The sequence below is a fragment of the Gudongella ferriphila genome (assembly GCF_046224405.1).
Taxonomy (GTDB): Bacteria; Bacillota; Clostridia; order Tissierellales; family Tissierellaceae; genus Gudongella.
Genome location: NZ_JBJXRK010000044.1, coordinates 1 through 11,173, shown reverse-complemented (window position 1 = coordinate 11,173; position 11,173 = coordinate 1). Strand labels below are relative to the sequence as shown.

The window sequence follows — 11,173 nt, the reverse complement described above, 5'->3', positions numbered from 1 at the left end:
AAAATGGGGACGGTTCCAATTTTATCCATTATATACCAATCACACTTTTTCTATGTAAACCAGTTAGAGCAATTATCTGAGCATTGGTCAGTCCGTTGCTTTTTAGATTCATAATAAGCCTGACTCTGGATCTGTGCTCAAGACATCCTATGTCATCAATGGATAGGTCTCCAAGAAAACGTTCATATATTAACCTAGCTTCATTGTCAGTTCGCCTAATGTTGTTTTCATTTAGGTAAACAATATCTTCTTTCTCAAGATCCTTAAGCAACATGCTTCTTTGATGATTCATTATCATTGCTATACATTGATAAAAGCAAATCTGTGTCTGTTATTGATCCTGTAGTAGTATACTCACGCATACTGCTCCATTTATAATCAATTGCTGATTCTACAAGACCTGATTTAACAGGATTGTTTAGTATGTATCTTGAAACCGTAATAAAATAAGCATTTGTCTCTACGCATTCGCTCTTAAATCGGTCTTGGAACAAATGGCCCATTCTTCCGTGAATCTTATTGTATTTGTTGCCATTAGAACCACATATCCTTTTCATAATCTCACTTATTGAAGTACCATTTTCATCGATCAGCATATGAGCATGGTTATCCATGATGCAATAGGCATATAGCCTAAATGACATATTAATCTTTACTTCTTCAATGATCTTAAGCAACATACCTTTAGAGCTGTCACCTAGAAATATCGGGGAACGATTAATACCTCTTATCATTACGTGATAGATTCCTGTAGAACTTATTTTCCTTGCAGATCTTGGCATTCAAGAGCCTCCTTTACACCCTTGTTTTTTCACAAAATATATAAAAAACAATTCCCAAATAAATGGGTAAAAAAGTCACCGTCCCCACTCTCTTTATCTCTTTGCAATCAACTGATTGATATCACTAGACTCAGGTGTTGCAGAGATTATCATACATCCTGAAGAAAAGATCAATTTTTGATTTCATATTATCATTCTCTGCTTGTGCAATAAGGGATTCCTTTTCTTTAGCAACATCCTGGAATATTGATTTATTTCTGAATATATAGAGGGTATCCAAACCTTCTGCAGGATAATCCGTTGCTGCCTCGATATAGGATAAGGGATTCTTTCTATATAGCTCAATTATCATCTTTTGAAAAAGTTCGATATGTGCTCCGTCTGGATTTCCATAAAGCTTGATTGCGCCAGCGATTTCACCTTTAGTTTTAGATTCCAAGACAAAAGGAGAAATGATACGCTCTATGGATTCCTGGTCCAACTCACTTAGATTGCTCCAGTATAGCTCCTCTAGAATAAATTCCCTGTCTTTATCTCTTTCATCATTTTTTATTAGATGGATCAGTTCTGAAATTTCCACAATATATCACCTCAATACAACTATACCCACAATGCTGTTATATCAGATTATCTAGTTGATTTCCAGTATGACAAAGGTTACATCATCCTTTAACATATCCAGATTTCCAATATGATTACACAGGTTCTTCCTTAGAGCTTCCTTCAACTCACCGGCCTTCATAAAGCTATTTTTCTTCAGGTATCTTTCCATATTTCTCTGTCCAAATATTTCATTATCAGAATTTCTTGCCTCAACCAAACCATCTGAGTACAAAAAGAGCTTGTCCCCTTTTTCAAGTTGTACTTTTCTCTCTTCATAGGTGGGATTAACAAATTCTCCAAGCTTACAGATTGAGAAACCCTTTGAATCAAGCTCTTCAACATCTCCAGACCTTCTGATTACATAGGGAGGAACATTTATTCCAGCTGATGCATATCTGAATACTCGAGTGTTTCTATTGTAGATTCCATAGAGCATCAGGATATATGTTTCATCCTGAAAATTAGTCTCGTTGAAGCTCTGGTATACATCATCAAGAATAGTTGATGGAGGTGTGATTCTATCTTCCTCATTCTCATCAGGCTTAATAGGCGTTATATTTTGATTGGCAAAAATGGTTAGCATCGCTGCGGATACCCCGTGACCGGAAACATCACCAATGTAGATTGCCACATTGTCTTCATCAAGCCTAACCAGATTATAAAAGTCTCCGCTTAATCTTTCAGCAGGTAGATATTCCGCTTGAATCGATACGGATTCATCCTTTGGAAGCTGTGCAGGCATAAGTCTAATCTGCATTTCCTTTGCATACTCAATATCCTTTAGTAGCATTGAGTTTGCCTCTTCCAAATCCCTTGTACGCTTTTTTACCAACCTATTTAGATTATCCGAGTATTCCTTTAGTTCATTTCTCGCTTTCTTCATTTCCCTGTATGGTTCACTTACGTTATCCACGTAGATGGCCTTATAGAGAATCATATATGCTACCACCTTATAGATGTGTCCAATATAGTTGAACGCATCATAGACGCTACCATAATTGGTGAAGGCAAATTCGGAAAAAATCAAGAAAACCAAAGCTAACAGGTACTGGTAATCCCTAACTTGTGAAGTTACTCTGTACTGAGACAAAACGATCAGGAAGGTGATAGCCATAATAATTATTATAATATATTCCATCACTATTTTAATTGTTGTTAGCCCTGAGTCTTCAATGAGCATGGGAGGAAATACATTGGGGTAATAGGTAACAATTACAAACAGCAGAATGGAGAAAAGCAAGGTTCCAATGGCAAAGATACCATTATTGATCTTTCCCTTCTTGCTGTCAGGAATCAATACAGACACTAAAAACCCAAGACTACCGAGAGATCTTGAAAGGATCCAGAGGGTGGTTGCTCTGTTGGCAGTGGTATTTGCTATGAAAAAATCTGACATGCCCTTAAAGCTGAAGGTATGCATAGCATCAAGGGTACCCATAAATAGAAATGTACAACCCAAAAAAATCATGCTCAGCTTCCTTGATTCCTTGTAGACAAAATAAGTAACGGTGAATATGGAAAAGGATACCAGAACGCTGGCGAATTCAAAGATCATATGCCAGGTGAGATAGCTTGCAACAGAAACAAGTTTTATGAAAACATCGTTATATATGCCTGCAATAATGTAAAGGGAGATAGATAGTAAGAAAACAACTGTTATTCTGTTGTATAGCTTCAGTTCCTTAAAATACTGATTGTGTATGTTTTCCATAAGACCCTCATTCCTTGAATTATTTGTGTAAGAATCAACACAAGCCTAATGATGTGTAATTCTGCACCTTTTAATTATATAGGACCAGTATATATCTATCAAGGGATTTTCCCATTATTATAGGGTTCAAGCACAAAACACTGTTATTGCAGCTGAATCATCTGGACTGGGATACTCCTATATTGGGGACATCCTGGAATAGAAAGGAGAGGGGGAAAGGGGAAGGCTATATCCGATTTAGCTTGTTAATTGACAAGATAAAATGAATTGCATCTCAAGGAATTTATAGAGCAAGAGACGAAAAAAATGACGCCACCTATCCTCTGATAAGTGACGTCATTTTCATAATCATATCATGTAATCACACATATAATTCAATAAGTCTCGACTTACGCGTTTTGCTTGGCTTTTCTAGCGTTAATGCCTTTCCAAGTTTCAGCATTCTTGATTCCAAGTTTATCAGGATCAAAAGTAGGAACTTTAACTCCTGCTTTAAGCTGATCTTCGTAATCCTTCAAAGTAAGGAGACCTGTTTTTGAAAGTAGAAGTATGGCTATTACGTTCAACCATGCCATCAGTCCAACTCCGATATCACCAAGTGCCCAAACCTCTCCAACTGTACTTAGGGTTCCATAGAATACTGATACCAGGAATACTAATCTAGTTACAGTTATTACTGTATGTCTGGTTTTACCCTTCTTGAACAGGTAAGCAACACCGACCTCTGCATAGTAACCGTAAGCCAGTAGAGTAGTCAATGCAAAGAAGAATATTGCAACAGCTACGAATGCTGAACCAAATCCAGGGATAAATGTATCTATTGCACTTTGTGTAAATGCAGGTCCATACTCGATTCCTGGAGCTCCTTCAAATATTATTGCATCGCCATCATAAACATTGTACATTCCTGAAACAATTATCATAAAGGCTGTAGCTGAACAAACGAACAATGTATCGAAGTAAACTGAGAAGGCCTGAACAAGACCCTGCTCTGCAGGGTGGTCAACCTCAGCTGCAGCCGCAGCCATTGGTCCAGTACCCTGTCCTGCTTCGTTTGAGTAGATACCACGCTTAACTCCCATTGATATTGCTGCACCGATTATACCTGCAAATGCTTGCTCCGCACCGAAGGCACTACCGATGATAAGACCGAATACTCTTGGAATCTCTGAAATGTTAAATATCATCATAAGCAAAGCAACAGCTATATACACAATTGCCATGATCGGTACTACTTTTTCTGCAACTCTACCAATACGCTTTACACCACCGAATAGAATAAGTGCCAAAATTAAAACTATTGCTCCACCAGTAATCCCGGTTGCAATACCAAAAGCATTATTGATACTAACCGCAATAGCATTTGATTGTATACCTGGTAGGAAGAATCCCATTGCAACTACAGTTGCAACTGAAAAAGCAACCGCATACCACTTGATACCAAGACCCTTTTCGATGAAGTATTGTGGTCCTCCACGATACTGCTCATCAACTTCATCCTTGTATACCTGTGCCAAAGCAGCTTCAACATATGCTGAACTTGCTCCAAGGAATGCGATTACCCACATCCAAAATACTGCTCCTGGTCCTCCCAAAGCAATGGCAGTTGCAACACCGGCAATATTACCGGTACCAACACGGCCTGCTACAGCAAGAGCAAAAGCCTGAAATGATGATACACCTGTGTCAGAAGCTACATTACCAAATAGTAAACTAACCATTTTCTTGATAAGACGTACCTGAACAAAACGTGTTCTCAATGAAAAATATAAACCTGTTCCAAGAAGTAGATAAACTAATGCATTACTCCAAATGACTGCATTCAAAAAATCAACAATTGGTCCCATTCACTAACCTCCTTATTATTTGATTTATATGTGAATTACATGAACAAATTATACTACATAAAAGTGTTACAAGGCAAGCGATTTCATAGAAAATTCTCAACATTAAGAATAGTTAAAAATCTAACAAGAAAAATACAATTAGAATTGTTGAAAAATACAAATTAGATTGCAAAAATAACTAGGAAAAATGGATGGATTTTTGAGATGACATTCAAATAAAGATGATATTATGGTATAGTCTGAATAAAGTTCTATAGGGATAATATCCAATGAAATATTACCAAGTAAATAATTAAGGAGTGAGATGGTATGAGTGAGGTATTCATCAAGAGAATCTATGATCCAGCCTCAGAAGTTGATGGATTCAGGGTATTGGTTGATAGGCTTTGGCCAAGGGGAGTTTCCAAGGAAAATGCTGCATTGGACATGTGGGCCAAGGATATGGCTCCCTCAAATGAGCTAAGAAGAAAATACCACAATAATTTGGTTCAGTTCGATCTTTTCAGGGACAACTACATCAAAGAGCTTGAAAACAATGAGGAGACAAAGGCTTTTGTCTCTAGTATAAACTCCAGACTCAATGAAGCTAATGTAACACTTCTTACTGCATCCAAGAATGTAGTAGAGAATCACGCGACAGTTCTTAGGGAATTGATTTTGAAATAGCCTGATGCTTGGTACTATAATGGCTTATGTCAGACCGCATCCCCTATATGAATAAAAAACATGACTTTATTCAAGTTTGGCTGCATAATAATTACGATCTATCGAAAATAATGAAATAAATATGGAAAAACAATTGCAAACATATGTCAAGAATGATATAATAATATCAATCCAAGGAAAGGTGTTGATAGCTATGAAAGTACAAGTCAAGCTGTTTGCCACCTTCAGGAACGGAAGACAGGGGTTGCAGGAAATTGAATACCCACATGATATACCTATCTCCACGGTACTGAAAGACCTGTCATTGTCGAAGGATGACGTTGGCATGGCACTGGTGAACGGGATTCACGCAACAACTGACAACAAGCTGCACGATCATGATGTACTGGCGCTGGTACCTGAGTACAGGACAATTCACCATTAGAAGAAGACCATAAAGGCCAGATCATCAGGAGGGAATAGAGCGGCTACTTTATTTCCAAAATCAATTTAGGATACAAACTCAAGGATACTGATGTTTGTATCCTTTTTTTGCTCAGATTAGTATAAGACAAGGTTTAGTCGACATATGTTACTTTCCTTCATGCATCAATCAGCCTTGTTACACCATGGTTACCATGGTACAATAAAGGCCAGGGAAATATTGGTGAGAACAGCGAAAATCAAATCCCAAATTAAAACGAAATGGGTGTAAATTCATGATAAAAAGAGCAATTATACTGTTTTTGTTGGCAAGCCTGATGGCTGGGTGCGCTCAGGCTGAGTCAAGTGATTTTCAAGAGAATGAAATTGTTGAAGAAGTGACAGATGAAATAGCTGAAGAGGTGAAAGAGGAGTCTAAACTTGAGGAGATTGAAGAGCCAGTGGATCCCAAGGAAGAAATCAACCTTGACCTCAATCCCAATGAGTCTGGAAGAATCATGGTCCTCATGTACCACAACATAGGGGAAACGGAGGAGGAGTGGACGAGAACTCCCGAAAACTTCAAGAAAGACCTTCAAAACATCTATGACAAGGGCTATAGACCAATTAGCCTAAAGGACTATGCAAGTGGAAATATCACCACTCCTCAGGGGTACACACCCATTGTAATAACCTTTGATGACGGAAACAGGAATAATTTCGAATACCTTGAGGACGGGTCCATAAACCCAGATTCAGCAGTTGGGCTTCTTATGGATTTTCATAAGAAAAATCCGGATTTTTCACCAGCGGCCACCTTCTTTCTTACTGGGGATGTTCCATTCGGACAGAGGGAGCTTATAGGTGAGAAATTTAAATTTCTCATTGAAAATGGAATGGACATAGGAAATCATTCCAAAACTCATGCCAATTTTACAGAGGCATCAGCAGAAATGCTACAAAAGGAGATTGGGGAGCAAATTCAATATCTGGAAAGCTTTGTGGATGTGGAGGAATACAAGGTAAACACAATTGCTTTACCATATGGTACAAGACCAAAAGATGAAGCAAAGACCAAGTATCTCAAGGAAGGCTCTTTTGAGGGAGTTCCCTATGAAAATATAGCAATACTTAATGTTGGCTGGAATCCTGGCTATTCACCATTTGATGCAAGATTCAATTCCGAAAGCATTCCAAGGATAAGAGCCAGCGAAATGAAGGTTGATAATGTTGGGATGTACAACTATCTTGAGTATTTTGAGAATAATCCTGAAGAACGCTTTATAAGCGATGGAAATCCTGACATTGTAACTATTCCCGAAGATAGGCTTGATCAAATTGATTCAGAGATCCAAAGGGAAATCTATATCTACAACAAAAAATAAGACTTGAAGAGGTGTAGCATTGAAAAAGAGAACTTTATTTTTAATTTTAACCATACTGGTATTTTCTATTCTGACAGGATGTGCCATGGCACCCCAGGACCAGACTGAACAGCAACAGGAGCCGGAAGAGGCTGTTGAAGCTGAAGAAATTCCTGAAGAAGAGGAGCCTAGCCAGGAAGAGATAAGAAAGGCCCTGCTTGAAGAAAGGGAGGAGCTTGAGAAGAAGAGAAAAGAGGAAATGGGAGAGTTCTATGTTCCGCTGCCCCCATTGGATGGAGACAATGAGCTTCAAACAGAAAAGGCAAAGGCACTCTATCTTACAGGTAATGTAGCGGGCTTTAAATTCCAGGAAGAGGACATAGACTATTATGCAGACTATGTCCTGGCCTTAAGTGGTCAATCGGGAGAGACGCCTGATACGTCACGGCTTGGAGATGTAAACAAGCTTGAGGTGGCTTTGGGGATAGCCAAGGCATCAGAAATAAATGCAATGGTAATAGACATAAAGAACGATCATGGACTTGTTACCTGGGAAAGCGACCTTGAAATAGTCAACCAGGTTGGCTCAAGCATAAACCCTCCATTTAGGGACTATGAGCCATTGATGACCTATCTGGAGGAAAATGGAATATATACAATTGCAAGAATTGTGGCATTTAAGGATCCAATCTTTGCAGCAAAGAACCCAGCCCACGCAATCCTGCTTAAGGAGGGCGGCGTCTATTTGGATAATGCAGGAGAATCCTGGGTGAATCCCTTTGACCAGTATGTTTGGGATTATGTTGTTGCGGTATCCAAAGAAGCAGCACTTAGAGGTTTCGATGAAATACAATATGATTATGTTAGGTTTCCTGACAATGCAAGATATTACAACCCCATAACGGAATTTCCAGGGAGAGATGGAAAAGACAAGGATGAGGGCATAGAGGACTTTCTTACATATGCCAGTGAGCAGCTGAGACCCTATAATGTTCACCTTTCTGCGGATGTCTTTGGTTTCATTACCCACTCCTGGGACGACAAGCCTGAGGATATCGGACAGACCTGGAGGAAAATTGCCAATAAAGTTGAATATATCTGTCCTATGATCTATCCAAGTCATTATGGACCAGGGGTCTATGGATTCGATGTTCCTGACAGGTATCCATATGAAGTGGCAAGGATTTCTATAATGGAGGCAATAGAGAGAAATGCAGCACAGAAGAAACCAGCTATTATAAGACCATGGTTCCAGGGTTTTACAGCTTCTTGGGTAAAGGGCAACATCAGGTATGATGAAAAGGCGATTTCAGATCAGATGGTGGCTGCAGCTGAACTGGGAATAGAGGAGTATATAATCTGGAGTGCAGGAAATAACTATAACCCAATGAGCTTTTTCTATCATGACAGAATAGATGATTCAACCAGAAAAGAAGGCCATGACATAATGGACAGGACCCCTGAAATGGCGCTTGACAGATTTCTCAAGGCTGAAAGAAGCACAAGACTCCCACAGGTTTATCTTTTGACACCAATCGAAGAGCGAGCTGAAGACTATGACCAGTTTGTTGAGGACTACGAAAAAATAAATCCTGTGCTCCAAAGCTTTGCCATAAATGAGATAATAGAAATAGATGATGGGAATTATCTGGCAAAGGTTGATGTTGATTACAAATCAGATATTGGAGTATTTGCCATGGTGAATGCCGAGTTTATGATTAAAGAAGAAAATGGAGTATTCAAGATTAGTAAGCCTGAGATAGAATGGGTTGAACAGAATATGGAATAATTGAAATGGAAAGGTCTGCAGAAAACTACAGTTTCTGCAGACCTTTATAATTTACATTGGCCACACCAGTAGGATCAGAGGAGCTCCAACTGTGACAAGTAAAATAGTCAGTGGAAGCCCAAGATGCCAGTAATCAGTAAACTTGTAGCCGCCAGGACCCATAACCAGCATATTGGTCTGGTGTCCGATTGGAGTCAGGAAGGCAGCGGATGCAGCCACTGATACGCTCATTAGATAGGGGTCAGGGGAGACCCCGGTTGTCATGGAAATACTAAGCGCAATCGGACCCATCAGTATAGCAGTTGCTGATGTGCTTATTAGATTTGCAAGTGCTATTGTCAAGATCATCAAAAGACCAATCATAAGTGTAGGTGTTAGAATTGTAGATGCCCTCAAGAGAATATTTGCTATGGTATCTGCCCCTCCGCTGCTTTGAAGTGCACCACCAAGAGGAATAAGTGAACCAAGCATGATAATTGAAGGCCACTCAATCGCATCATAAAATTCTCTTGGTGTCAGGATTCTGAAAAGAACAAGGGCAGTGGCAGCAAAAGCAAAGGCAGTCTGCACAGGCAACAGACCTGTTGTAGTCAAAACGACAGAAAGGGCAAATATTCCTGCAGTAAAGTACAGCTTCCATTTTGTTCTGTCAGGGTAAATTTCAAAGCCTCTTTCAGCCAATGGTAAACATCCAAGCTTTGAATAGATATCCTTCAGGATGGATGTTGGTGCTTGAATCAGTAGAATATCTCCAGTCCTGAATCTAATGCTCTTCAAACGATCAACTGAATAGACACCTTTTCTTGATACAGCCACCAAATTTATGCTGTACCTGTTCCTAAGCTTTGTCTCCAGGGCAGTACGGCCTATGATAGGTGAGTCATCCCTAAGAACCACTTCGACAAGTGCCGTATCTCTTGATTTAATCATTGATTCCTCCACCTGAAGAGTTTTCTTTGTACCCTTCAGAAGGACATTGGTCTTATCGATCAGATCCGCCAAATCCTGGGACAATGCCTTAATGATTAGTATATCCCCTGAAACCAGGATTTCATCTGGTCCGGGAGCAACTATTTTCTGGTCGTTTCTGATTATGCTCAACACATCTATGTCCAGCTTGTGAATCCTATTCATGTCCATCATTGGCTTACCAGCAAGCTTACTGGAGTCAACCACCTGAACCTCTGACAGAAACTCGCCTATGTTGAAAAGCTTCTCCACACCAATTGTCTTTCTCTTTGGAATAAGCCTGCCACCAAGAAGAACCATAAGACCAACTCCAAGAATAGTAACGGTCAAGCCAACAGGTGTGAAGTCAAAAAAACCAAAGGCTTCAAGGCCATGTTCCTGACGGTAGGATGAGATTATAAGGTTTGGGGGGGTGCCGATTTCAGTTGTCATTCCACCGAGTAGGGCCGAAAATGCAAGTGGCATCAGTATTCTTGAAGGCGAAAACTTGTGCTCCCTGGCTACTTTAATTGCCACTGGCAGAACAAGGGCCAAAGCCCCAATGTTATTCATGAATCCTGAAAGGAGTGCAGTAATCATCATCAGCTTGGTCATTACAACCGCTGAAGACTTGCTTCTTCTGTTTAGAGCAGAAACTATGTGATCTATGACACCTGTCTTTACCAGGCCGCTGCTTATAACAAGAACAGCTGCAACAGTTATGATCGCTGGATGACTGAACCCGGAAAAGCTTTCCTCAGGCTTTACTACGCCTGCAATTGAAAGTGCAACCAATCCCCCTAATGACACGAAGTCATATCTAATTCTGCCATCTATGAAAAGCACAAGAATTACCACAATAACTGAAAATACTACTATTTGATCAAACATGCCTTACCTCCCATCCTGTCGCTAGTATAATTATACCACCTGAGTGTGTCTATCAACCAAATGGATTTAGGACTTTTAAAGGCATGATTATAATGATAGAATTAAATTGTTATGTCAATTGATTATAGGATAAGATCATTAAATCTACAGTTCATGTTCTAAAATATAAT

The 11,173-nt window shown here is 39.5% G+C and carries 10 protein-coding genes; 4 read left to right on the top strand and 6 right to left on the bottom strand.

What is annotated here, in order from left to right:
* Positions 1–28: 28 nt before the first annotated feature.
* The 5 genes from ACKVDP_RS13185 to ACKVDP_RS13165 form a co-directional block, all read right to left on the bottom strand.
* Positions 29–292 (bottom strand): hypothetical protein, encoded by a 264-nt coding sequence (locus ACKVDP_RS13185; protein ID WP_409229358.1) that lies wholly within the window; start codon positions 290–292, stop codon positions 29–31.
* Positions 264–782, bottom strand: a complete 519-nt coding sequence (locus tag ACKVDP_RS13180; protein WP_409229357.1) for a transposase — start codon at positions 780–782, stop codon at positions 264–266. The genes ACKVDP_RS13185 and ACKVDP_RS13180 overlap by 29 nt, the downstream gene beginning before the upstream one ends.
* 130 nt (positions 783–912) lie before the next feature.
* Positions 913–1,362, bottom strand: a complete 450-nt coding sequence (locus tag ACKVDP_RS13175) for a hypothetical protein (RefSeq protein ID WP_409229356.1) — start codon at positions 1,360–1,362, stop codon at positions 913–915.
* A gap of 51 nt (positions 1,363–1,413) precedes the next feature.
* A complete protein-coding gene (locus ACKVDP_RS13170) occupies positions 1,414–3,096 on the bottom strand; it encodes an MASE3 domain-containing protein (RefSeq protein ID WP_409229355.1) in 1,683 nt (560 codons plus the stop codon).
* A gap of 389 nt (positions 3,097–3,485) precedes the next feature.
* A complete protein-coding gene (locus ACKVDP_RS13165; RefSeq protein WP_409229353.1) occupies positions 3,486–4,943 on the bottom strand; it encodes an alanine/glycine:cation symporter family protein in 1,458 nt (485 codons plus the stop codon).
* Between the two features lie 309 nt (positions 4,944–5,252).
* Between ACKVDP_RS13165 and ACKVDP_RS13160 the strand changes: the two genes are divergently transcribed.
* From ACKVDP_RS13160 to ACKVDP_RS13145, 4 genes are all read left to right on the top strand, one after another.
* Positions 5,253–5,609, top strand: coding sequence for a DUF488 domain-containing protein (locus tag ACKVDP_RS13160; RefSeq protein WP_409229352.1), 357 nt, complete (start codon positions 5,253–5,255; stop codon positions 5,607–5,609).
* A 193-nt stretch (positions 5,610–5,802) separates the two neighbouring features.
* On the top strand, positions 5,803–6,033 hold the full coding sequence (locus ACKVDP_RS13155) for a MoaD/ThiS family protein (protein WP_409229351.1): 231 nt from the start codon (positions 5,803–5,805) through the stop codon (positions 6,031–6,033).
* Between the two features lie 274 nt (positions 6,034–6,307).
* Positions 6,308–7,396, top strand: coding sequence for a polysaccharide deacetylase family protein (locus tag ACKVDP_RS13150; protein WP_409229350.1), 1,089 nt, complete (start codon positions 6,308–6,310; stop codon positions 7,394–7,396).
* 19 nt (positions 7,397–7,415) lie between these two features.
* Positions 7,416–9,164, top strand: a complete 1,749-nt coding sequence (locus tag ACKVDP_RS13145) for a putative glycoside hydrolase (protein ID WP_409229349.1) — start codon at positions 7,416–7,418, stop codon at positions 9,162–9,164.
* Positions 9,165–9,215: 51 nt separating this feature from the next.
* Here the strand turns inward: ACKVDP_RS13145 and ACKVDP_RS13140 are convergent, their stop codons facing one another.
* The gene (locus tag ACKVDP_RS13140) at positions 9,216–11,003 is read right to left on the bottom strand and encodes an SLC13 family permease (protein WP_409229348.1); all 1,788 of its coding nucleotides are present in this window, start codon (positions 11,001–11,003) and stop codon (positions 9,216–9,218) included.
* Positions 11,004–11,173 lie beyond the last annotated feature (170 nt).

What these genes read in the sequence shown, in the direction of transcription:
- ACKVDP_RS13170 (WP_409229355.1), bottom strand. Translation starts at nt 3,096, where the DNA reads ATGGAAAACATACACAATCAGTATTTTAAGGAACTGAAGCTATACAAC.
- ACKVDP_RS13150 (WP_409229350.1), top strand. Translation starts at nt 6,308, where the DNA reads ATGATAAAAAGAGCAATTATACTGTTTTTGTTGGCAAGCCTGATGGCT.
- ACKVDP_RS13165 (WP_409229353.1), bottom strand. Translation starts at nt 4,943, where the DNA reads ATGGGACCAATTGTTGATTTTTTGAATGCAGTCATTTGGAGTAATGCA.
- ACKVDP_RS13140 (WP_409229348.1), bottom strand. Translation starts at nt 11,003, where the DNA reads ATGTTTGATCAAATAGTAGTATTTTCAGTTATTGTGGTAATTCTTGTG.
- ACKVDP_RS13185 (WP_409229358.1), bottom strand. Translation starts at nt 292, where the DNA reads ATGAATCATCAAAGAAGCATGTTGCTTAAGGATCTTGAGAAAGAAGAT.
- ACKVDP_RS13160 (WP_409229352.1), top strand. Translation starts at nt 5,253, where the DNA reads ATGAGTGAGGTATTCATCAAGAGAATCTATGATCCAGCCTCAGAAGTT.
- ACKVDP_RS13180 (WP_409229357.1), bottom strand. Translation starts at nt 782, where the DNA reads ATGCCAAGATCTGCAAGGAAAATAAGTTCTACAGGAATCTATCACGTA.
- ACKVDP_RS13155 (WP_409229351.1), top strand. Translation starts at nt 5,803, where the DNA reads ATGAAAGTACAAGTCAAGCTGTTTGCCACCTTCAGGAACGGAAGACAG.